Source organism: Hahella sp. HNIBRBA332 (assembly GCF_030719035.1).
In the GTDB taxonomy this organism is placed as follows: domain Bacteria; phylum Pseudomonadota; class Gammaproteobacteria; order Pseudomonadales; family Oleiphilaceae; genus Hahella.
Genome location: NZ_CP132203.1, coordinates 1,326,441 through 1,349,121 on the forward strand (window position 1 = coordinate 1,326,441; position 22,681 = coordinate 1,349,121).

The window sequence follows — 22,681 nt, forward strand, 5'->3', positions numbered from 1 at the left end:
CCCGGCAATACCGTCTCAATCCGACCGGAAGCGGTTCCAGCGCGCTGGATTCCGGTCGGCGGGCGGCGACATCTGAGCGCGTGTGAATTAATAAAATCTATGGAGTCAAAACATGGAATTAACGTTCAAGAAAAGACCATTGAAGGGGATGCTGCTGCCTATCGCCGCAGCGGTTAGCTTCGCCACTTTCTGCTCTCACGCCCAGGCCAGCGCAGAGGAATACAACGAGCGCTTTATGGAAATGTGGAATAAAATCCACGATCCGGCCAATGGATATTTCAGCGCCGACGGCGGTCCTTACCATTCAGTAGAGACCCTCATCGTCGAAGCGCCGGACCACGGCCATGAGTCCACCAGTGAAGCCTATTCCTACTTCCTGCTGCTGGAAGCCTACTACGGTAAAGTGACTGGCGACTGGAGCAAGCTGCGCAACGCCTGGGAAAAAATGGAAGAGCACATCATTCCAACCCATGAAATGCAGCCGACCAACAACTTCTACAATCCATCCAAGCCGGCGGCCTATGCGGCGGAACACTCGCAACCTTCCGGTTATCCAAGCCAGCTGGAGTTCGGCGTTCCCGTGGGTGAAGACCCTATCTCCGCCAAACTGGCGCAGACCTACGGCACCTGGGACGTCTACGGCATGCACTGGCTGTTGGACATGGACAACATCTACGGTTACGGCAACCTGGGCGATGGCGTCAGCACCCCGTCCTACATCAACACCTTCCAGCGCGGCGAGCAGGAATCCGTGTGGGAAACCGTCACCCATCCTTCCTGGGAGAGCTTCAAATGGGGCGGTCCTAACGGTTTCCTGCCGTTGTTCACCAAGGACAATAATTACTCTAAACAATGGCGCTACACCAACGCCCCGGACGCCGACGCCCGTGCGGTGCAGGTAATGTACTGGGCGTATCAGTGGATCAAGGAGCAGGGCAAAGATCCAGAACAGGAAATTCCAGGTCTGGTGGCGAAAGCGGCCAAAATGGGGGATTACCTGCGTCTGGCCATGTTCGATAAATACTTCAAGAAAATGGGAACTCAGGACAAGAACGCCCAGGGCGGTCGTGGTTACGAGAGCGCTCACTATCTGATGTCCTGGTACTACGCCTGGGGCGGAGCGGCGGACCCCAACGCCGGTTGGGCGTTCCGTATCGGCAGCAGTCATGTGCACTTCGGTTATCAAAACCCCATTGCCGCCATGGCGCTGTCGGAGTTCGATCCGATGAAACCAAAAACCCCCGGCGCGACGGAAGACTGGGCCACCGGCCTGAAGCGCTCCATGGAATTCTATACCTGGCTGCAATCCGCAGAGGGCGGCATCGCCGGCGGCGCCACCAACAGCTGGGACGGCTCCTACAATCCCCATCCTCAGGATCGCGCCGACGCCACTTTCTACGGCATGGTGTACGACGAAAACCCGGTGTATCACGATCCAGGCAGCGGCACGTGGTTTGGCTGGCAGGCGTGGTCCATGCAGCGTGTGGCGGAATACTACTACCTGAAAGGGGACGCCCAGGCCAAGCAGTTGATGGACAAATGGGTCCCTTGGGTGCTGAGTAATATCAACTGGCTGGAAGACGGCTCCTTTGAAGTTCCCGCCACGTTGGAATGGACTGGTAAACCGGAAAAATGGGACCCGGCCAACCCGAAAGCCAACGCCAATCTGCACGTGAGCGTGGTGGATCATGGTCAGGATCTCGGTATCGCGGCGGGCGTGGCCAAGGCGCTGATGTTCTACGCCGCGGCGGCGGAGAAATTCGATACGCCCAAGAACGAGGCCAAAGACGCATCCAAGAAGTTGCTGGATGCCATGTGGACCCACTTCCAGACGCCCAAGGGGCTGGCGGCGCAGGAAAAACGCGGCGATTACGCGCGCTTCTTTGATAAAGTCTACGTGCCCGGCGAGTTCAACGGCTCCATGGCTAACGGCGACGCCATCAACAGTGAGTCCACCTTCCTGAGCATGCGTTCATTCTATTTGAACGACCCTATGTTCAAGCAGGTGGAAGACGCCCTGAACTCTGGTGAAGACCCTGTGTTCACCTATCACCGGTTCTGGGCGCAAGCGGAAGCGGCGACTGCCTACGCCAATTACGCATCACTGTTCGAAGCGGACAATCCCTGTGACGATGGTTGCGCGCCGACGGCGCAACCGCTGTCTGTCTCTACCCGCATCAACAAGGCGGTTTCCATCACCCTGAAAGGAACGGATAGCGACGGGACTGTCGTCGGTTACACCGTCAGCAAGCCGCCGCAGCATGGAACCCTGTCCGGCTCCGGCGCTAATTTAACCTATCAGCCCGAGGCGGGCTTCAGCGGTCAAGACGCTTTCGAGTACACCGTGACCGACAACAGCGGGGAAGTCTCCGCGCCGGCGAAAGTCAGTATCGATGTGGCGGAAGCTACTATCAGCCTGACTTCTCCGGCAGACGGTTCGGAGTTTGAGGTCGGCGCGACTGTCACGGTCAAAGTGAACAAGGAAGCCGGCCTGCAGGCGCAGATGATGTTAAATGGCGAATTGGCGGCGACCATCGGCGGCAATAGCGACGCCGCACAGGTGACCTTGCCGAGCAGCGAAGGCGCGCACAGCCTGTTAGCGAAACTGTTGGATGAAGACGGCGCCGTCATCGCCACCTCCAATAGCGTCAGCGTGAAGACCAAAAAAGCCCCTTCCGGCGATGGTCTGACCTGTACTGTACGCGAGGACGTGTGGAATAGCGGATTTGTCGCGCACATCACACTGACCAATAACACCAGTGAGGTGATTGATGGTTGGACAGTGAACATCCCGCTGGGCGCGACGGATCAATACACCAACGGCTGGAGCGCGCAATACAGCGTCAACGGCTCTGTGTTGAAGGCGACCAACATGAGCTGGAACGCGACCTTGCAGCCTGGCGCCTCCACCAGCATCGGCTTCCAGGGAACCCATGGCGGCGATCACGCGGCGATCAAATGCACTGAGTAAACTGAGCGCATTTAAGGTTCATTAGAGCGACCTATTACGCCTATCGCGTCGACTGACCATTAGGTGTTGATAGCCCTTTTGGGGACGGTAACGTCCCCTTTTTTTAGCTTCGATCAGGCTTCCATGTCTTCTGCTATCGAGCCAGTTTGTTTCATACCGCCGCCCGCAAATCACCTTCGATAATAATATCGCTTCCCTCGAACCCGGGATTCTCAATTCGATCCAGCAGCATATTGATGGCGGAATGGCCCATCTGATAGGTGTCGTGATGCACGCACGGAATATTGAAGTCAAAGATATCCGCGTAGGGCGCCTCATCGATACTGAACACCGCAGGGTTGTGATTTTTGGCGCCCAGTTTCCGCAGCGCTTTAAGCGCGCCCAGAGTAATCAGGATGTTGAGGCCGAACACCGCATCGGGAGCCTGTTTATGCTGTTTAAAGTAGGCGGTGGCGTTTTCAAACGCCGGCTGCATGGTGTAGTCGCCGTAAAGCACTTCCAGCCGGGTAGGTTCTTTACATTCAGCCAGGGCTTTTTTCAGGCCTTCGAGACGCAGTTTGGAGATGTTGGACTGCTCTGGACCCGCCAGCGCCAGGATATGGCGATGACCCTGTTCCAGCACATAACGGCCGCCTTTGTAGCCGCTCGCAAGATTGTCCAGATACACGCCAGGGAAGGGCGCCGCTGGCAGTCGGCGGTCCACCTGCACCACGGGGATATTGGCGTGAATCAATTGCTCCAGGTATTGCGGATGGTACTCGTCATAGTCGGACACGACGGACAGGATGATGCCGTCCACCTGATAGCTGAGCATGGTCTCCATGGCTTTGTTTTCCAGCTCCGGCGATCCGTCTGTGTCGAACAGCATGATGGAATAGTTGCGCTTCTTGGCGGCGCGGGAAATCGCCTTGATCATCTCGCTGTAAAATGGGTTGTCCAGGCTGGCGGTGATGATGCCGATCAGCCGGCTTTTGCTGCCTTTCAGGTTGCGGGCGAAGGCGTTGGGAACATAATTCAGCTCCCGCGCCACTTCCAGAATCCGGTCGAGGGTTTCTTTCTTCACCAGTTCCGGCTTGTTCAACGCCCGGGATACGGTGATGGTGGTCATGTTCACCCGGCGGGCGATATCGGTAATCGTTACTTTACTCTTTTTGGGCATGATGCCTCTCAAACGCTGTGTCGGTAAGGGATGCGGCGATCCCGGAGTGCGTGTCGCGACTTGCTTGTTGCAATGGAAAATTCGCTATGATAGCTTAATGTTAACGTTAACATTCTCTCAATGCGAGGGATTGTTGCAAAAGTTGATATTTATTCTATATAGATGTCAACGTTAGCGTTCCCGTAGACGGAGGCTGGCTCCGGCTCCCATCTACGGGTTTGTTCGATGTGAAAATGTTAACGTTAACATTTTGGCGTAGAAGACGCTTCGAACCACTAAAAATAAATAAAGGTTGAGTCATGTTGAAAATAAGTAAAACCCTTAAGACCCTTGTCGCCGGTATCGCATGCAGTTTGGGCCTGGCATCGCCAGCCGGAGCTGAACAATTGAAAATCGGCATGTCCTTTCAGGAACTGAACAACGCTTACTTCGTCACCATGAAGAATGCGTTGGAAGAGGCGGCCAAGGATATTGGCGCAGAAGTCTACATCACCGACGCCCATCACGACGTTTCCAAACAAATCAATGACGTAGAAGACATGCTGCAGAAAGGCGTGGACATTCTATTGCTCAACCCCACTGACTCCGTTGGCGTGCAATCCGCCGTAGTGTCCGCCAAGAAAGCGGGCGTCATTACCGTTGCTATTGATGCTGAGGCGGAAGGTCCCATCGATTCTTTCGTCGGCTCCAAGAACTACACCGCCGGTTACATGGCCGGTAAATACCTTGGCGAACAATTGGGCGGCAAGGGCGAAGTGGCTATCCTTGACGGCATTCCCGTCGTTCCTATCCTTGAGCGCGTGCGCGGATTCAGCGACGCCATGCTGGAATTCCCCGACATCAAAGTGGTCGGCAAGCAAAACGGCAAGCAGGAGCGCGACGTCGCCATGAATGTGACGGAGAACATGCTGCAGGCCAATCCCGGTCTGGATGGCGTATTCAGCGTTAACGACACTGGCGCTTTGGGCGCACTGACTGCGATTGAAGCCAGCGGTATGGACGTCAAGCTGGTCAGCGTGGACGGTCACCCGGAAGCCATCAAAGCCATGCTGAAACCTGACTCCAAATTTATCGCCACCTCGGCGCAGTTTCCTCGCGACCAGATTCGTCTGGGCCTGGCTATCGCACTGGTCAAGCACTGGGGCTCGGAAATACCCGCCACCATGCCAGTGGATGTGAAACTGATCGATAAAGCCTCCGCCGCTGATTTCAGCTGGTAGGCGTTGATCCGTTTTCCGAATCTGAGAATCCGTCGCTCAGGCCTCCCGCCGACTCAAAGGCGGGCAGGGCCTTTCGACAGGCTCAGGGTGAACGGAGCGGGGGCTTCCTCGTATCTTCTTTGCGTAGGCGTACGGCGCGAGCGTATTTTGCGTCGCCATACGAGGTTTCAGAAGTAACGCAGATCAAATCGGTCTCCTGGACGCAATCATGGCGTAACGCCATGCAGACGCGTTGGAAGATGCGGTTGGAAGTTGGGTCGTAATACTGGGTGTAAGAGTCATGAACAGTCTTCTTTCCCTTGAACATATCAGCAAAGGATTTCCCGGCGTACGCGCGCTCAACGATATCAGCTTTGAGCTGCAGGCGGGGGAAATCCACGCCTTATTGGGCGAAAACGGAGCGGGCAAGTCCACGCTGATGAAAATCCTGTGCGGCGTCTACAAACAGGACGCCGGGCGAATCCTGATCGACGGCGCGCCCGTGGATTTTCGTCATTACCACGACGCCACTAACGCCGGCGTGGGCGTTATCTTTCAGGAATTCAGTCTGATTCCTTATCTCAATGCCGTTGAAAATATTTTTCTTGGTCGCGAATTGCGCAGTCCCTTGGGCATGTTGCGCAAAAAGGCGATGCGCGCTCAGGCGGAGAAAATCTGTCAGCGCCTGGATGTGAACATTGATCTGGACGAGCCGGTGGATCATCTGAGCGTGGCGGAACAACAGTTTGTGGAGATCGCCAAAGCGTTGTCCCTGGACGCTCGCATTCTGGTGCTGGACGAGCCCACCGCCACCCTGACGCCCAATGAGGCGGAGCATCTGTTTCGGGTGATGCGGGAGTTGAAGGCGCAAGGGGTGGGGATGGTGTTTATTTCCCATCACATGGAGGAGATTTACGAGATTTGCGACCGCATCACCGTGTTGCGCGATGGCGAAAAGATCGGTGATCGCGATGTCAGTGAAGTGGCGGTGGATGAGCTGCTGGAAATGATGGTGGGACGCAAAATCAGCAATAGCTTTCCAGAGAAAACGCCGTTGCAGGATGACGGCGACATCGTCATCGACGCCCGCGCGATCCAATTGCATAAAGGCGCGCCGGTGAACCGCTTTCAAGTCCGCAAAGGCGAAATTCTGGGCTTCGCCGGACTGGTGGGCTCCGGACGTACGGAGACGGCGTTGGCCATGATCGGCGCGCTGCCTGCCTGTCGCAAAGACGTTAGCGTGGATGGCGAGCCCGCCGCGATGAAAACGCCGGCGGAAGCCCTGCGTCGAGGCATTGGCCTGTTGCCGGAAAGCCGTAAAAAAGAAGGGCTGATATTGCCGTTCTCCATCCGCGAAAACATCACTTTGAATAATCTCGCCAAAGTCGCCGGGACTGGCTCTTTGATCGACCGCAAACGGGAGAGCGAAGTGGCGGAGTCACTGTCCGCGAAAGTGCGGGTGAAGGCGCCGGACTGCGAAACGCCGGTGGGCAATCTGAGCGGCGGCAATCAGCAGAAAGTGGTGATCGCGCGCTGGCTGAACAACGACTGCAAGGTGCTTATTTTCGATGAACCGACGCGGGGCATCGATGTCGGCGCGAAAGCGGAAATCTATCGCCTGATGAAGCAACTGACCGCTCAGGGAGTGTCAATCATCATGATTTCTTCCGAATTGCCGGAAGTGGTGGGCGTGAGCGATCGCGTCGCGGTTTTTCGGCAGGGAAGCATCGTCAAGATTCTGGAAGGGGATGCGGTGAATTCCAATGAAATTATGCGCTATGCAACCGGAGGCGTAAAAGATGAATAAACTGACTGGTAGCGCCACGGCGAATGTAGAGGTGAATCTGATGCAAGGCTGGCTGAAAAAGTGGAGGAAGTCCCCCGCGTTTTATCCGTTGCTTGGCTTTATCGTGATATTCATTGCGATGGCGTTGGCGAACGAGAACTTTCTGACTACCGCCAACCTGAGCAATGTGGCGCGACAGGTGTCCATCAATGCGATTATCGCCGTGGGCATGACCTGCGCCATTCTGACCGGCGGCATTGACTTGTCTGTGGGACCGGTGATGGCGCTCTCCGGAACTATTACCGCCGGCTTGATTCTGGCGGGCTTTCCTCCGGAAGTTTCCATTGTGGGCGGCTTGTTGGTGGGCGCGTTGTTCGGCGCTGGTAACGGCGCTTTCGTCGCCTACGCCAAAATGCCGCCGATTATTGTGACGCTGGCCACCATGGGGATCGCCCGCGGATTGGCGTTGATCTATACCGGCGGATATCCGATTTCCGGTCTACCTGATTCTTTCTCGGTGCTGGGGCGCGGCGAGGTCTTCGGCATCCAGGCGCCGATACTGGTGATGGCGGCGGTTTACTTGGTCGCATACGTTCTTCTCAACCATATGCCTTTTGGCCGCTACGTATATGCGATAGGCGGCAATGAAGAAGCCGCGCGCCTGAGCGGGGTGAGAGTGCAGCGCTACAAACTGGCGGTCTACACCATCAGCGGCTTCACTGCGGCGCTGGCGGGCATCGTGCTGACTTCCCGTCTGATGAGCGGGCAGCCCAATGCGGGCATCGGCTTTGAACTGGACGCTATCGCCGCCGTGGTGCTTGGCGGCGCAGCCATCGCCGGCGGTCGCGGGGCCATTATGGGCACCCTGATTGGCGCCATGATGCTGGGCGTGCTCAATAACGGACTCAATCTGATGGGCGTCTCGCCGTACATTCAGAACATCATCAAGGGCGGCATCATTCTGCTCGCCATATTTATCAGTAGAAGCCGGGACAGATAGTCCCGGCTCGCTCTCGAAACTCGAAACCCGAAATCATACAACTCGAACAACAGCCATTATCAGCATGGCGATGATAGGGGCATGCTGATAATCAGGGGCATGGATGCGCCTGCGCGGCGGCAAGCCGCGGGAGACAGGGCCTGACATGTGCCGGTTCTGTCGTTTCAGACAAATGGAAGGAAGCTATTTGTCTGCCAGATTAATAATATGGAGAATTCCGCATGTCTGCTTTACCTGAAATGATGACCGCGGTGGTCTGTCACGCTCCCAACGATTACCGCCTGGAACAACGCGCCCGCCCGGTGGCGGGCCATGGTGAGCTGGTGATCAAAATAGAAGCCTGCGGTATTTGCGGCAGCGACTGCAAGGCCAGCTCCGGCGCGGATATGTTCTGGTGCGGCGATAACCCCTGGTTGAAAGCGCCGGTCATCCCGGGTCATGAGTTCTACGGTCGCGTCGTGGAGATGGGGCCGGGTGCGGCGGAGCGTTTCAACGTCAAGCTGGGAGAGAAAGTGATCGCCGAGCAGATCGCCCCCTGCGAGCGTTGCCGCTTCTGCCGTTCCGGCAAGTACTGGATGTGCGAAGTGCACAATATTTTCGGCTTCCAGAAAGATGTCGCCGAGGGTGGTATGGCGGAGTACATGCGTGTGCCCGCCAACGCCATCGTGCACAGTATTCCTGAGTCCGTGTCCCTGGAGGATGCTGCGCTGATCGAACCCATGGCCTGCGCAATTCACACCGTCAACCGGGCGGACATTCAACTGGACGACGTGGTGGTGCTGGCGGGCGCGGGCCCCTTGGGGCTGTGCATGATCCAGGTCGCGCGTTTGAAAACGCCAAAAAAACTAGTGGTCATCGACATGGTGGATGAGCGTCTGGAACTGGCGAAGGATTTTGGCGCCGATGTGGTATTGAATCCCGCCCGCGACGATATCGACGCAGCGATCAAGGGCATGACGGACGGCTACGGCTGCGATGTCTATATCGAAGCCACCGGCGCGCCGGCGGCGGTCACTCAGGGCTTGCGCATCATCCGTAAGCTGGGGCGTTTCGTTGAGTTCAGCGTTTTCGGCGCGGAGACCACCACCGACTGGTCCGTCATCGGCGACCGCAAGGAGCTGGATATTCGCGGCGCGCATCTGGGACCGTACACCTATCCAGTGGCGATTGATCTGTTTGAACGTGGACTGGTGACATCCCGAGGCATCGTCACTCATCAACGTAAGCTGGATGATTGGGAGAACGCCTTCCAGCTGGCGTCCACCGCCGACTCTATCAAAGTGCTGCTGATACCCTGAGGAGTCCCGTCATGAATTATGTCATTGGCGTCGATATCGGCACGCAGAGCGCCAAGGCGCTGTTGGTGGCGGCGGACGGCGCCATCATTGCGAAAGCGTCGCAGAGCTATCAAGTGGACACGCCGCGTCCCCTGTGGGCGGAGCAATGGCCGGATGTCTGGTTGCAGGCGGTGTACAAGACCGTGGCCGAGTGCGTGGCGATCTCAGGAGTCGACCCCGCCAGCATTTGCGGCGTCTGCGTCAGCAGTCTTTATGGCGGTTCCGGCATTCCCGTGGATGCGGACATTAAACCGCTGCATCCCTGTCTGATCTGGATGGACCGCCGGGCTACCGCCGAGACGGAATGGGTTCGCGAACATGTGAATGTGACGCGGTTGCAGGAGATCACCGGCAATGGCGTGGACAGCTATTACGGCTACACCAAAATATTGTGGCTGAAGGGCAACAAGCCGGAGATCTGGCGTCAAACCCGTTATCTGCTGCCCCCCAACAGTTACGTCAATTACCATCTCACTGGCGAGCTGGCGGTGGACCATAGCTCCGCCGGTAATATTGGCGGCGTGTACGACCTACGGCGTCGCCAGTGGTCGCAAGAGGCGATGGATATGCTAGGCATCGAAGCGGACAAAATGCCCGCACGGCTGGTGGCCTCCGGCGACATTGTTGGGCGTCTTACTGCGGAAGCGGGAGCGCGGCTGGGCTTGCCCGCCGACGTTCCTGTGGTGGCGGGCGGCGTTGACGCGGCCATGGCGACTCTGGCGGCGGGTGTGGTGGAGCCGGGCAACCATGTCGCCATGATCGGCACCAGCATGTGCTGGGGATTCGTCAATCGGGAGACCGATGCGCGCAACGGCTTGATCAGCATGCCTTATGTGGCCAACAGCGAGCAGGACATCTATATCTTCGGCGGCGCTATCACGGCGGGCGCTTCCATCAGTTGGTTTCGGGAGCAGTTTTGCGAACAGGACCGGCAGGCCGCCCAGGCCCAGGGGGAAGCGGATGTTCATCAGTTGATGGAAAGAGATGCGGCGAAGACGCCTCCTGGCGCCAATGGACTGGTATTTCTCCCGTATCTGATGGGAGAGCGCAGTCCGATCTGGGACCCCAATGCTTCCGGCTCCTTCGTCGGACTGACCCTGTATCACACCCGCGCCCATTTATATCGCTCCATTCTGGAAGGACTGGCGTTTGCGCTGCGACACAACATCGAATGCGGCAGGCAAGGAGCGGCGCGCCTGGACCCTGAGTTGATTGTCGTCGGCGGCGCGGCGCGCTCGGACTTATGGATGCAGATCATCGCCGACGTTACGGGATATCCGGTGCTCACTATCGAGCAGGATGTTGAGGCGCCGATTGGCGCAGCGCTGCTGGCGGCGTTGGCGGGCGGGGTAGTCGAGGACGTCGCCGCCATTCGCAACTGGATCAGCCTGGCGCCCAGAGCCAAGCCCATTGCGGCAAATTCGGCGGTCTACGAGCGTATGTTTCAGCAATACTGCGCGCTTTATCCAAAGCTGCGCGACGCCATGCACGATTTGAGAGCGGTAGCCCAGGAGAAAGAATAAAACGATGAAAAGCTTGTTGAATCAATTACGCGATTACACCAAGGTCGTGGCCGACACCGGCGACCTGGAAGCGATTCGCCGCTTTGCGCCGGAAGACGCCACCACCAATCCTTCACTGGTATTGAAAGCGGTGCAGTCTGGAGACTATGACGGCTTATTGCGACAAAGCGTGGCGCTGGCGCGCAAACTGAATCCTCATGACGAAGAAAGAGCCATCGAAACCGCCCAGGACAATCTGGTCGTGGCGATGGCGCAGCGCATACTGGAGGCGACGCCGGGCAAAGTCTCCATTGAGGTCAGCGCCCGCTATTCCTACGATGTGGACGCCACCGTCACCAAGGCGCGGGAGTTGCGACGTCTATTGAGTCAGACTGGCGCGCCGGTGGAGCGCGTGCTGATAAAAATCGCCGCAACCTGGGAAGGCGCTCAGGCGGCGCGCATTCTTGAGCGCGAGGGCGTCAACTGCAACCTGACGCTGATTTTCAATTTGGCGCAGGCGCGCGCCTGCGCGGAGGCGGGGGCGTTTCTGGTGTCTCCCTTCGTCGGACGCATTCTGGACTGGTACAAGAAAGCGAAGCCAGATGCTGAATATGCCCCTGAGCAAGAGCCAGGGGTGCTCTCGGTGAAAGATATATATCGCTACTACCGGCGTTACGGTTATGCCACCGTCGTAATGGGCGCCAGTTTTCGCAATATCGGAGAAATTATCGCGCTGGCGGGATGCGATCGCCTCACTATCAGTCCCGCGTTGCTGGAAGAGTTGGCGGAAACGCAGGGGATGCTGCTGCCGGCGTTGTGTGACGATGGCGTGCGCGCAGCGCCCCCTGAACCGTTGACGGAAAAAGAGTTTCGCTGGCTGATGAGTGAAGACGCCATGGCGACGGAAAAGCTGGCGGAAGGCATCCGCGGGTTCTACCAGGATCAGCTGAAGCTGGAGGCGATGATTCGCGATCACTTGCGCGCAGGAGATTGAAAGTACTGCTGTGAGTCGTTGCGCGGGCGGGGCGCCGAGCGGCGTTATTCATCTGTTTTAATGGAGAAAAGCAACGCCCTAAAAAAGCCGGATTACCGTATGGCGCGCTCGGTGAATCCGGCTTAGGCCTGAGCCGTTATCGCCTGACTTAAGCCAGGCTATTCATTCGTAGAAGCCAGTCCGCTGGAGTTTTCGTTGGTTTCCAGATGCGGATCTCTCCACCACTTATCGTCCTTGGGCACGGGCGACGTTAACGATCCCAGAAACGCCACCAATTGCGCCAGCTCTTCCTCCGTCAATCCTAATGGAATGATGTCGAAGTGCGGGCGGCTGGGGTGTTGTTCGCGGTCGTAATAGGGCGGTTTGGGTTTGTTGTAGTGCTGCACCACATCCAGCAGCGTCGCGAACTGTCCCGCCTGCATGTAAGGCGCGGTCGCCGCCACATTGCGCAGGCTGGGCGTCTTGAAGGCGCCGACCAGCTCCGGTCCCTGCTTCTTCAGAAACGCCATTTCCTCGCACTGTTCCAGTTGGGCGTCGCTCACGGGAGACAGACAGGTGAACTCGTTTTTGGTGAGATCATTGACGCCTTGAAAGCGACCCAGATCCACCTGTTTTACGTCTGGCTCCGGTGCGCCGATATTGTGAAACTCAAAGTTGGTGAACAAGGGGCCGTTATGGCAACTGGCGCAGTTCGCCTTGCCCATGAACAGACGCATGCCTTGAATTTCATCTGCGCTCATAATGGTTTTGAGTTTGTCTTCGCCGGCCTTTTTTTCCAGCAGATCAATAAACTGGTCGAAGCGGGCAGGGGGCAGTTTGAGCTGGCGCTCGTAGGCCATGATGGCTTTACCCATATTGGCGAACACGCGGTTGACCGCTTCCTGCTGGGCGGCGCTGAGCTGCGACCAGTTCTTCTCGGCTTCACCCGCGACTTTGGGACTGGCGGGCTGAGTCAGACCGGAGATGGCGTCCAGATCCTTAGCGTCGCCGAACAGTTTGACGTATTCTTCACGATAGTCCGTGGCCATGGCTTTGGCAGCGCTGGTGCGGTCAAGGCCGTGTTCGTTCTGATCTTCCAGTGGCGATAGAGCCTGCGCCCACAGACTGTCCGTGCGGCCGTCCCAGAATTGCCAGGGGCCGTAGATGGCGCCAGGAATGGAAGGCGCGCTGCGGCGCGTGGTTCCAATGGCCTGAGATTGCGGCAGGCCGTCAGTGAAATAAAGTTGCGGGTTATGGCACTGCGCACAGGAAACTTGCCCATTGCCGCTCAAGCTGCGGTCAAAGAAGAGCTTGCGGCCGAGCTCGGCGGCTTCTTCATTGTCCGCATATTTGTTGCTGGGCGCAGCGGGTAAATCGGGAAGGGCGGACAGGGAGAATCTGGCGATAAAGTCCCGGTCCGCATCGGTAAACTGGTAGACGTCCGAGGCGGCGACAGCGACGCTGGATATCGCCGCCAACACGCCTGCCGCGATATGTTTGATCCTCAACATACAGCCCTCTAGAGTACAAGATTGAATACGATGGTGTCGGATTTGCCGTTGGCGGTGACGTCAAACTGAATGACCCACCAACCCGCCATCTGGAACTTGACGCCGTCCACTTTATATACCCCCGGAGCGGACTCCGCCGTAATGCGGGGTTGTGTCGGCAAACCGTGAACGTGGCCGGGCATATGGCCGGAGAATTCAATTTTTGCGTCGGTGATGGGTTCGCCGTTCATGTCCGACAGCAGGAAGTTCCACTTGTGAATTTCATTCAGTGGCGTCAGCGGTTCAGGAGCGCCTTCGGTGAGGGGCTCAATATGCGCAAAGAAGTTGAGGTCCCGGGACGCCTGGAAAGTGCGAATATCCAGATCCGCGGGGGCCTGCTGTCCGGTCATCGCCGGGATTTCCAGGCTCATGGAGTCCGGTTTCACGGTCTCTGGCGTGGAGGTCATGCGGTTCAGCATGGACGGGTGAACGCTGCGGATTTGCGTGTTATGGGCGAGCATTTGATTGTGGGAACTCTGCAGGCGCATGGGGCCGGTCAGCTTCACCCAATCGCTCCACTGTACAATGAAGCCTTCTTCAATCAGCGCCAGGGCGTAATTCTTTAAATTGGAACTGCTTTCACGCAGGTCTGCGCCCTGTTTCTGCCAAAGCTCCAACTGGCTGTTGAGCATATCAATTGACTGACCAAAGGATTCTTTTTGTTTCTTATCCTTCAATGACCTTTCCACCACCCGCATTTCACTCACCTGTTTACGGATGTGGCTGGCGTTGCGAAGAACGTTGACCGAATTCTGCTCCAGCTCTTGCGCTTCGGTAAGCAGGCGGCTGGCGACCTGCATGGATAGGTTGGGCGTTTCTGCTTCTATTTCTGTTTCTGGTGCGGGCGCCTGCGCGGCGTTTTCAGCGGCGGCGATACCCGGCATTAGGGTGAGTAACAAAAAAACTTGGGCAATGTGTTTCATGAACAGTCCATCTTTATGTATTCCCTTCAGTTCCCCGTTCTAGCTCTGCGGGGCGATCTGCGTCGCCTTGGGGAAACTTCTCTGAAGAGCTTCTTATTTTAATTTAGGGCTCGGAGCTGGCGACGTCATTGCGCCGACAAACCCTGATACAAACGAAAACAGGGGCAAGTCTCCCCAACTTGCCCCTTTATCCGATCAGCCGATCAGTTAGAACTTGATGCCCCAGCTGTTCAGCGTGCCGTTGTCGCGTCTGGCCAGGTCTTTGACCCGAAGCTTCCACTGTCCTGCAGAGTCTTTGGCGCCGATGTCGACGCTGAAGGTCTGCTGGATGTTGTCAGCGGAGCCGCCAGTGCGGTTATGCAGGTTGAACACGGTTCCATCTGGATGCAGCAGGTCCACCACCAAGTCGCCTTTGTAGGTGTGAGTGATGTCCACGGTGACGCTGACTGTGCCGGAAGCGCCGGAGCGGGTCACGTCAATCGGGCTGCTGATGCCGGTTCCGTTGTTATCCGGAATGGCGAATGGAGTGGTGTTCTCGTAGCTGTCTGGATCAGTGGGCGGCTCGCCGCCACTACCGATCTCAACAGTGTAGTCTTCCACTTCGCCGTAGTTGAAGGTTCCGCAAGGGCTGGGCGCTGCGTTGTAACGCATGGCCACGCGCATACGGGTTTTGCCTTCAGGCGCTGAAGCTGGAATGTTCAGAGAACCGGTTACCGGAGACGAGGAAGCGCTGCCGGAGCTGAACACTTCTTCACCGCTGTCTTCGAAGTCGCCGTCGCCATTCAGGTCAACCCAGATCTTCCAGGACTCTTTGTAGGAGCTGCCGCTGAAAGAAGGCGTCAAGGTGACGCTGGTTTCGCCAGCGGCCAGAGCGACAGTCATGTCGGTGAAGTCGCTGTACTTGGACGAGCCGGAAGCATTAGCGAATTCGCCGATTTCCACTTTACCGATCCACTCTTCACTGGCGTTGGCGCCGGAGGCTTCACAGTAGTCGCTTGGATCTGGATCGGGGTCCGGATCGGGATTTTCGATCGCGTCCCAGTCAGGCTTCACGGTGAAGAGACCGTTACCGATGTCGCTCAGGATGATGTTGCCGCTGGCGAAGTAGGCGTAGTTACTCCAGGTGCCGGAGAACTGCGCTGCGTTCGAGCCTGGGATGGTGTCGAAATACGCCACTTCTTCCAGGTTGCCGTTGGCGATATCGTCTGCGTTAAGAATGCGCAGACCTGCGCGATAGTTGGTTTCGAACACATAACCGTCTTTGGTGTAGAGGTTGTGGTCGATGGCTTCGGTCGGGCCGACATAACGCCCAAGTTCAACCGGATGCTCCAGATCGCTCACGTCCCAAATATAGGAAGTGGTGTTGATGCCGGAGTTTTGCTCATCCAGCTCATCGTTCATGATCAACACAGAGTGGTTGTCATCGACGAACCAGCCCTGGTGCGTATACTGCGAGCCTTGGTAAGGCGTACGCGAGATCTGCTGAGGGTTGCTCTTGTTGGATACGTCTACGATGGTGATGGTGTCTTCGTTGTAGCCAACGCAGATTTCCTTGCCGAAGTAGCGTGAATCCGGACCGTTGTACACCACGCACTGGGTGTCGTGGGTATAACCGTCGGCTGAGAAACAGCCGGCGTAGGAAGGCGCAGTCGGGTTGGACACGTCCACCATGTACAGACCACCGCTACACTGGTTGCTGCCCACGATGTAGGCGTAACCGGTTTCTTCGTTGATAGCGATGTTGTGCGCGTTGCCAAAGCCGCCCAAATGCGCTGTTTCCGTCAGGGTGGAGCCTGGCGTCACATTGCGTAGAGTGGTCAGGTCGAACACCTGCAGACCATGAGTGCGGTTGCCGCTGCCGTCAGCGACGATGAACGCATGGTCATTGTAGGTTTTGATATCCCGCCAGGAATCGGAGCCATTGTTGTGTGATGGCAGGAAGCCCAGGTAAACCGGGTTTTCCGCGTCCGTCACGTCAACAAAGGAGGTGCCGTTCTCGCGGCCGACAATAGCGATTTCCTTGCCGGTTTGCGGGTCGGTGTAACCCCAGATGTCGTTCAGGTTGGAGGAGCCTCCGCCCATATCGCCTTTCGGCAAAAATGACATCAGGTCGACGTTTTTGCAGGGGTAGCCTGCGGCGCCGCCATCTTGGCATTGTGTGCTGGCGGTGAAGCTTGCGACTGACGCCGACCCCTCATCGGCCATCATCGCGCTCATCATCGGGCTTGGCGCGCCTTCGTTCGAATTGTCGTACTTGAAGCCGTCAGGAAACATTGCGCTGTGCCCCCAGGAATGAGAAGAGAGCAAGAGAGCGCTAGTCGCCGCTACAGCCTTTAAAGGAAGATTTTTCATCTTTATATTTCCTTATAACTCTGCGGTTTGAGTTTTATTAGTTCCGCTGAATTCCACTACCGACGAAGAAACGGTCATCGGGGAGAGCATGACGTTGTCCTTGTCTGTCGAGTACTGCGACTGGAAGCCCCAAACCCCTGTTCGGTCATCCACGTCACTCGCGTGAAATCACGCAATCTTCGCCACTACGGAAACGCCCTGTTATTGAATACGATCATTGGCTTTTGGCCTATATGTCGTTCGTCCTAATTCAGCTCGGGCGTTCGTTCTAGCCTTGGCGAAACGGCTATTTAGCAATAATCGCACCACACGCCGCTTCCCTGGAATCTGGCCTTGCGGTCAGCATCCGGACCGTGACGGCGCTAAAACAGTGCGTTAATGCACCTTTTAGTAACACATTGATGTCACAATAGGTAACTTGAATTTACCAGTGTTAAATAAAATCGAAAATATCCGACGACATGCGTCGCCGGATATTTACGCAGTCCGAGACTGCTGTCACATTTAAGGCGTCAGATCAGACCTTGTCGGTCTGCCTTAGAACACCATTTTCCAGCTGTCGATGTAGCCAACGTCGCGTCTTGCGCGGTCAGTGACTTTCAACTCCCAGGTACCGTCGACGTCCTTGCCGCCCAGGTTCACGGTATAGGTTTTGTTCAGGTTGTCCGCGCTGCCGCCGGAACGGTTATGCAGAGTTTGAACGCTACCGTCTGGACCGACCAACTGTACAACCAGGTCTCCGATATAGGTGTGAACGATATTCACAGACACTTCAACGGAGTTGGCTGAGCCGATTTCTTTCACTTCGATCGGGCTGGAAACGCCATTGGCGTCGTTGTCCGGAATCTGATAGTCATCAGTGTTTTCGAACTCGCCGCCGCCAGGATCGGTGTCGCCATTAAAGTCGCCGACCAGGGTTACGCCGGAGTAGCTGGAGTAGCCGCGCAGCATGACGTAGTAGTCGCCTTCGCTTGGAGTCTCGAAGGTGCACACTTCATCGTTGCCGTTTTTGTATGGGCGGCAATCATAGCTGGAGGTGCTTGGCTTGGAGCCGAACTTGACGTACATGTCAGCGTCGCCGCTGCCGCCGCTCATGGTGAAGACCAGATCGGTAGCGTCAGCAGGCACGCTCAGTTTGTAGTACTTCATTGAGCCCTGGTTGCCGGAGATGCCTTCGATAGGCGTCGCTTTCTCCATGGTGATGACCTGGTCGCCAGGATCAGTGCCGTCGCAGCTTACGCCGACTTGCTCGAACGCAGCGGTAACGTCGGCTTTGCTGTAGCCTTTGTCTTCCGCAGCGGACTCAACGCCGCAAGCGCCGTCGTTGAAGTTGGAGTTGGGCGTCCAGTAAGTCTGGTTAGCGCGTACGAATACTTCGAAGGCTTTCTTGGTGTCCCAGCCGCTGGTGGTGGCCAGCAGGTAGAAGGCTTTGTTGTAAACGCCGCTGCTGTAGTGCACGTCCAGGCCGTCATAGTAGTCGCTGGCGTGGCCGATGGAGCTGCCGTCACGGGGAGGGTTGTCCATGTAACGCAGACCGTCGCCGTTTTTCATGATGGCTGCGCCGACATAGAAGTCGTTTTCGCCGTGCATGAAGAACTCAGCCGCTTCGCCCGCCATGTCGGAGAACGCTTCGTTCATGCCGCCGGGTTGTCTTTCATAGACCAGACCGGAGTTGAACTCAGTGAAGCCGTGAGAGACTTCGTGTGCGACCACGTTGATGTCAACCAGCGGGTAGAAGTAGCTGGCGCCGTCCCCGAAGGTCATCTGGCTGCCGTCCCAGAAGGCGTTCTCATAGCCGTTGCTGTAGTGCACGCGCAGTTTCAGCTTGGTGTTGAGCGGGGAGGTGTCGAACCACTCGCTGTACATTTTGAACACTTCGATACCGAAGAAGTGTGCGTCGTTGAGTGGAGAGTAAGCGCCGTTGATCTCCTTGACGGTGTTTCTCGGGCAAGTGAACTGGTGGATAGTGCCACCGGAAGTACGGTGATTCAGGTTGATCGTTTCCACATTGGCGGTGGTCATACGACATTGGGAATCCACTTCGAAAGTGGGGTAGTCGGCGCCGTACTCGTATTTTCCGGTTTTTTCGTTGCCTCCGGGACCAGTGGCTTCTTGATGCGCCAGTCCGTCCCAGGTCTTGATCACGTCGCCGCTATGAGCGTCGATGATGAAGAAAGGACGCTTGGGATCAGGCGCGCCTTTGGTGGCTTCGGAGAAATAGTTGACGACGTAGACCAGCTTCGCCTGTTCGGACTCCTGGTCGAAATAGATCATCAGTTCGGTGGACTCATTGCGATATTGCGGCGCATTCACGAAGGTGAATCCGCTGTTGTTTTTCGCAATGTTCAGCGCTTCTTTGTCGGAAATGGTGGGATTGGCTCCGGGTACGAAACCATTGTCCAGATCCGCCTGGATGCCCTGAATCAGGCCGCCGTTCATGTGGACCACTTCGTCGTTCGCATCGCGCACCATGATGATGTGTTCGCCGAAAACCTTCAGTCCATGATAGGTTTGCTGCAGTCTTTCATAGGTGCGGCCGTTCGCTTCGGTTCGGCTCGAAAGCGTGACGACGCCATTCTCCCCTAACAGTCCCAAAGCAGCATCGTTGCTCAGGGAAGCCATAGATGAGCCAGACGCTGAGAATCCCGCGCTTTGATGAGTGCGGAGATCTATGCGCTCCGCCGCCATGGTATGAGCGGAAGCGAGCGTAAGGCCTACTATCAAGGCATTAAGCTTAAAGTGTCGATCAGACATGCTAAAACTCCAGTTTTAATTATTTAACCGGGTCGAAACATACTGACGTTCAACGAGTAGGAAGGTATATACGAAAGGAAACGATATATAAAAAGATAGGCAAACGAAACAGAACAGGCGTTGGATATAAGTACACCTGATCCCATAGGATCATTTCATGCTTTGGTAAAAGTATGAAACGCAGTGAAGTGACGGCAAATAAACTTCACATTCCATGTAAAAGTCATATAAGGCTTTTAGCAAACCCGTTTGTTATCTTTTTTACGCGTTAACCCTGTCGCGTTAGAGCTATCCATACACTGCACTTGGTAGCCCTTTATTATCCGAATCGCCAAACATCCAAGTACAGTTCTTTCCCATCCTTGTTATGGGGATGCGCCACCCGGGTCACTCGCACATCTGTTTGATGAGAGGGATAACCCTCTGAATTCCCGGGCTTGGCGACAATCCGCCAACCTGATTGCCGGAGTCGTTCCTTGATGCGATTTTTGTATGAGTTGGTATTTCCATTCGCATCGTTTGCTGACGCCGCGGCAAGCAAGTGGAAAAAATAGTAGGTTAAAAAATTACAATCTGTCAACGTTAATAAGGACTAGGATAATGGATTATCTATAGGTATTTTCCGTAGTGGTAAAAGCCTATGTCTAGGCTCAAAACACAGGTTAAGTGGTTGATTCTTTCGGTTTTTACTGATGGCATTTAATAAACGGCATTAAGTTTTGAGAACTGCCGCTCAACTCGCTCGTCGCGCTCTTTGACATAAATATTTTATACGCGTCGGTAAATATTACGGAGATGAAATAAAGGTTCTGTTTAAAAATTGATTTCCTTTCGTGGTTTCAATAGAAGAAACGTATAGTGAGAAATTGGAAAAAGCGCGCTTTACTTGCTTTTATATAGGCGACTTAATTGTATATTGGCGACCTGGTATTAAACCTTATTGGACAATCATCGCTTCAAAATTGGGACAATGTTTCCCTTTTATGACGCTATCGGGGTACGGAGAAATTGTTAGAATCCCCAAAAACGCAGGAAAAATACCTGCCTTTCAAATGACGACGCGAGTCAGGGCGTAACAGGGTCAACTGTGCGGCGGATGTCTCCGCGCGGTGGGAAGTAAAGACAAGACAGGGTGATAGTGGAACATGGGAACGATAAACGTGAAGGATCTGCAAGGCGCGGAAGTAAAAATCCAGGCGGTAGAGGGATACTCTCTCATGGAGCTGTTGCGGGACAATGGCTTTGAGATGGCCGCCATTTGCGGCGGCGCCTGCATTTGCGGCACCTGTCATGTTCATGTGCGCGGGGAGAACGCACGCCACTTGCCTGAACCTGCTTATGATGAAGCCGAACTGCTGGAAACCAAGCCTGATTACATCGAAGGAGTATCGCGGCTGGCGTGTCAGATAAATTATGCGGAAGAGTTGAACGGTCTGATGTTGGAGTTGACCGAAGATAACTGATTCACGCTTATTTTGTTCCGCTGGGCTATTTGGCGGTGGGGCGCACGCAGGCGATTAAGGCTCGTACTAAAAAGGACGATCACTTAATCGTTTTTATTTCCCGCGACAGTGCGCCAGCGGAACTAAACCCGCCTTTGCGTATCCAATCTTCTGATCTCTTCATGTATAAATATCTCTATCCAGATACACTGGGTGTGGGTATTTCATCCGAGTCGAAACTTGTAGGACAATAGGGTTAAGTTATGGTGACGGAAGCACTTTTTAAAAAAATATCCCGGTTTAGGCTAAAGGTTTATTTAAAGCTTCATCGAATCAGTTTACATTCTGCTCTGAGGATGAATGCTCACTCCACAAAACATCAAAAAATACTGAATAACTATTACTTCCCCTGGAACTAATAAGAACCGGGTTTGTCCGGTTCATGACACCCTGAATTTCCGTGCGCGAACGTGTTGCGTTCTCCGCCGGAGGCGGCGCTCTTTGCGGTTCAGCGGTAAGGCGTTGCGACTGAAAGGGTTCACCAAATGTGAATATTTAACAGCACAGACGGTTGAACTTGTTTATAACTAGAAAGATGGAACATCAGCTGTTGGAATAGGTTGCAGTTTAGTTGAAAAGACGTTGGTCGCAGGACCGACTGACCGGTAGCTGGAGGCCAGACGCCGGGCGTTAATAAAACTAAGAAAATAAGCTTTTCATTATAGTTAGGGATGAATGCACTATGGATCTTAACAGTATGTGTATTTTTACCAAGGTCGCGGAAACTAAGAGCATTACTTCCGCAAGTCAGATGCTTGGTATAAGTAAACAAACCATCAGTCGTAAAATTATTCAATTGGAGGAATCTTTAGGCGTTTGCCTGATAAGGAGAACCACTCGTAACTTCGAATTGACCACCGCCGGTCAGGCTTATTTCCAATATTGCACCTGTATAGTGCAGCAAGCGGAGGAGGCCAATGCCATGGTCAAATCCCTGCAAAGCACTCCCGTAGGTGAAATTAAAGTCAGTATGCCCCTGGCGTTTAATAACAATAACGCCATGTCGAAATTGTTCACCAATTTCCTCAAGAAGACCCCGCAAGTAAAAATCGATATCCATCTAAGCAACCGCCGCACCTGTCTGATCAGTGAAGGGATAGACATGGCGTTCCGGCTGGGGCCTCTGGTGGATTCGACTATGATCGCGCGCGGCCTTGGCGTATTGACCTTTACTTATGTGGCGAGCCCGGAATATGTGGAAATGAACGGTCTGCCCGACACGCCCCATGAGGTCATCAATCACACCATTATCGCCATGCATGACTGCAAGCTCCTGGATGATTTCCGGATCAACGAAAAGATTGGCGACCGCGTGCAGATAAATGATTTCTCATTGGCGAAGCAAATGGCGATGGACGGCTTCGGTATTGCCGTGCTGCCGGTGTTTATGTGCGTGGATGAAATCAGAGAAGGCATTCTGATCCCCATTCAGAAAGAATGCTTCCAGCCCACGCGGCATCTTAACCTGGTGTACACCCAATCCCGTCATCAACCCGCCCACGTCAGGAAGTTCATTAACCACGTCGTAGAGGAGACCCGCCCAATACCTCCCTGGGAAATATATGTCGACGATGTTTTCCCATCCCCCCATACTTTGATTCCCCCGCATAAGAATGTCGACAGAGAACCGTTGCTGATGCAGAAATAGGCAAAAGTAAGCAGCGCGCCCGGAG

At 55.2% G+C, this 22,681-nt stretch carries 14 protein-coding genes; 9 read left to right on the top strand and 5 right to left on the bottom strand.

All coding sequences use genetic code 11. The features are described from left to right. The first annotated feature begins 112 nt into the window (after positions 1 to 112). The gene (locus tag O5O45_RS06250) at positions 113 to 2,971 is read left to right on the top strand and encodes a glycoside hydrolase family 48 protein (protein ID WP_305904385.1); all 2,859 of its coding nucleotides are present in this window, start codon (positions 113 to 115) and stop codon (positions 2,969 to 2,971) included. A gap of 151 nt (positions 2,972 to 3,122) precedes the next feature. On the opposite strand, the gene O5O45_RS06255 is transcribed toward O5O45_RS06250, so the two are convergent. After that, positions 3,123 to 4,130: a LacI family DNA-binding transcriptional regulator gene (locus tag O5O45_RS06255; RefSeq protein WP_305904386.1), complete on the bottom strand. Its 1,008-nt coding sequence runs from the start codon at positions 4,128 to 4,130 to the stop codon at positions 3,123 to 3,125. Between the two features lie 299 nt (positions 4,131 to 4,429). Between O5O45_RS06255 and O5O45_RS06260 the strand changes: the two genes are divergently transcribed. The 6 genes from O5O45_RS06260 (at position 4,430) to tal (ending at position 11,948) form a co-directional block, all read left to right on the top strand. Further along, complete coding sequence (locus O5O45_RS06260; RefSeq protein ID WP_305904387.1) at positions 4,430 to 5,350, top strand: ABC transporter substrate-binding protein; 921 nt, start codon at positions 4,430 to 4,432, stop codon at positions 5,348 to 5,350. Positions 5,351 to 5,630: 280 nt separating this feature from the next. After that, positions 5,631 to 7,136, top strand: coding sequence for a sugar ABC transporter ATP-binding protein (locus O5O45_RS06265; RefSeq protein WP_305904388.1), 1,506 nt, complete (start codon positions 5,631 to 5,633; stop codon positions 7,134 to 7,136). Further along, on the top strand, positions 7,129 to 8,115 hold the full coding sequence (locus O5O45_RS06270) for an ABC transporter permease (protein WP_305904389.1): 987 nt from the start codon (positions 7,129 to 7,131) through the stop codon (positions 8,113 to 8,115). Before O5O45_RS06265 ends, O5O45_RS06270 begins: the two co-directional genes overlap by 8 nt. Positions 8,116 to 8,336: 221 nt before the next feature. Next, the gene (locus tag O5O45_RS06275; protein WP_305904390.1) at positions 8,337 to 9,413 is read left to right on the top strand and encodes a zinc-binding dehydrogenase; all 1,077 of its coding nucleotides are present in this window, start codon (positions 8,337 to 8,339) and stop codon (positions 9,411 to 9,413) included. Positions 9,414 to 9,424: 11 nt separating this feature from the next. After that, positions 9,425 to 10,975: an FGGY-family carbohydrate kinase gene (locus O5O45_RS06280; protein ID WP_305904391.1), complete on the top strand. Its 1,551-nt coding sequence runs from the start codon at positions 9,425 to 9,427 to the stop codon at positions 10,973 to 10,975. A 4-nt stretch (positions 10,976 to 10,979) separates the two neighbouring features. Continuing rightward, positions 10,980 to 11,948, top strand: a complete 969-nt coding sequence (tal, locus tag O5O45_RS06285) for a transaldolase (RefSeq protein WP_305904392.1) — start codon at positions 10,980 to 10,982, stop codon at positions 11,946 to 11,948. Between the two features lie 158 nt (positions 11,949 to 12,106). On the opposite strand, the gene O5O45_RS06290 is transcribed toward tal, so the two are convergent. The 4 genes from O5O45_RS06290 to O5O45_RS06305 all read right to left on the bottom strand — a co-directional run bounded on the left by O5O45_RS06290 (position 12,107) and on the right by O5O45_RS06305 (position 19,506). Continuing rightward, positions 12,107 to 13,438 (bottom strand): cytochrome-c peroxidase, encoded by a 1,332-nt coding sequence (locus O5O45_RS06290; protein ID WP_305904393.1) that lies wholly within the window; start codon positions 13,436 to 13,438, stop codon positions 12,107 to 12,109. An 8-nt stretch (positions 13,439 to 13,446) separates the two neighbouring features. Beyond that, positions 13,447 to 14,400, bottom strand: coding sequence for a FixH family protein (locus O5O45_RS06295; protein WP_305904394.1), 954 nt, complete (start codon positions 14,398 to 14,400; stop codon positions 13,447 to 13,449). A 207-nt stretch (positions 14,401 to 14,607) separates the two neighbouring features. Beyond that, positions 14,608 to 16,752 carry a choice-of-anchor B family protein gene (locus O5O45_RS06300; protein ID WP_305904395.1) on the bottom strand — a complete coding sequence of 715 codons (2,145 nt, stop codon included), beginning with the start codon at positions 16,750 to 16,752 and terminating at the stop codon, positions 14,608 to 14,610. Positions 16,753 to 17,289: 537 nt separating this feature from the next. Beyond that, on the bottom strand, positions 17,290 to 19,506 hold the full coding sequence (locus O5O45_RS06305) for a M4 family metallopeptidase (RefSeq protein ID WP_305904396.1): 2,217 nt from the start codon (positions 19,504 to 19,506) through the stop codon (positions 17,290 to 17,292). A gap of 1,145 nt (positions 19,507 to 20,651) precedes the next feature. Here O5O45_RS06305 and O5O45_RS06310 point away from each other — a divergent pair. Continuing rightward, positions 20,652 to 20,969 carry a 2Fe-2S iron-sulfur cluster-binding protein gene (locus O5O45_RS06310; protein ID WP_305904397.1) on the top strand — a complete coding sequence of 106 codons (318 nt, stop codon included), beginning with the start codon at positions 20,652 to 20,654 and terminating at the stop codon, positions 20,967 to 20,969. 721 nt (positions 20,970 to 21,690) lie between these two features. Further along, positions 21,691 to 22,656 (top strand): LysR family transcriptional regulator, encoded by a 966-nt coding sequence (locus O5O45_RS06315; protein WP_305904398.1) that lies wholly within the window; start codon positions 21,691 to 21,693, stop codon positions 22,654 to 22,656. Positions 22,657 to 22,681: the final 25 nt, after the last annotated feature.

What these genes read in the sequence shown, in the direction of transcription:
- O5O45_RS06250 (WP_305904385.1), top strand. Translation starts at nt 113, where the DNA reads ATGGAATTAACGTTCAAGAAAAGACCATTGAAGGGGATGCTGCTGCCT.
- O5O45_RS06255 (WP_305904386.1), bottom strand. Translation starts at nt 4,130, where the DNA reads ATGCCCAAAAAGAGTAAAGTAACGATTACCGATATCGCCCGCCGGGTG.
- O5O45_RS06260 (WP_305904387.1), top strand. Translation starts at nt 4,430, where the DNA reads ATGTTGAAAATAAGTAAAACCCTTAAGACCCTTGTCGCCGGTATCGCA.
- O5O45_RS06265 (WP_305904388.1), top strand. Translation starts at nt 5,631, where the DNA reads ATGAACAGTCTTCTTTCCCTTGAACATATCAGCAAAGGATTTCCCGGC.
- O5O45_RS06270 (WP_305904389.1), top strand. Translation starts at nt 7,129, where the DNA reads ATGAATAAACTGACTGGTAGCGCCACGGCGAATGTAGAGGTGAATCTG.
- O5O45_RS06275 (WP_305904390.1), top strand. Translation starts at nt 8,337, where the DNA reads ATGTCTGCTTTACCTGAAATGATGACCGCGGTGGTCTGTCACGCTCCC.
- O5O45_RS06280 (WP_305904391.1), top strand. Translation starts at nt 9,425, where the DNA reads ATGAATTATGTCATTGGCGTCGATATCGGCACGCAGAGCGCCAAGGCG.
- tal (WP_305904392.1), top strand. Translation starts at nt 10,980, where the DNA reads ATGAAAAGCTTGTTGAATCAATTACGCGATTACACCAAGGTCGTGGCC.
- O5O45_RS06290 (WP_305904393.1), bottom strand. Translation starts at nt 13,438, where the DNA reads ATGTTGAGGATCAAACATATCGCGGCAGGCGTGTTGGCGGCGATATCC.
- O5O45_RS06295 (WP_305904394.1), bottom strand. Translation starts at nt 14,400, where the DNA reads ATGAAACACATTGCCCAAGTTTTTTTGTTACTCACCCTAATGCCGGGT.
- O5O45_RS06300 (WP_305904395.1), bottom strand. Translation starts at nt 16,752, where the DNA reads ATGAAAAATCTTCCTTTAAAGGCTGTAGCGGCGACTAGCGCTCTCTTG.
- O5O45_RS06305 (WP_305904396.1), bottom strand. Translation starts at nt 19,506, where the DNA reads ATGTCTGATCGACACTTTAAGCTTAATGCCTTGATAGTAGGCCTTACG.
- O5O45_RS06310 (WP_305904397.1), top strand. Translation starts at nt 20,652, where the DNA reads ATGGGAACGATAAACGTGAAGGATCTGCAAGGCGCGGAAGTAAAAATC.
- O5O45_RS06315 (WP_305904398.1), top strand. Translation starts at nt 21,691, where the DNA reads ATGGATCTTAACAGTATGTGTATTTTTACCAAGGTCGCGGAAACTAAG.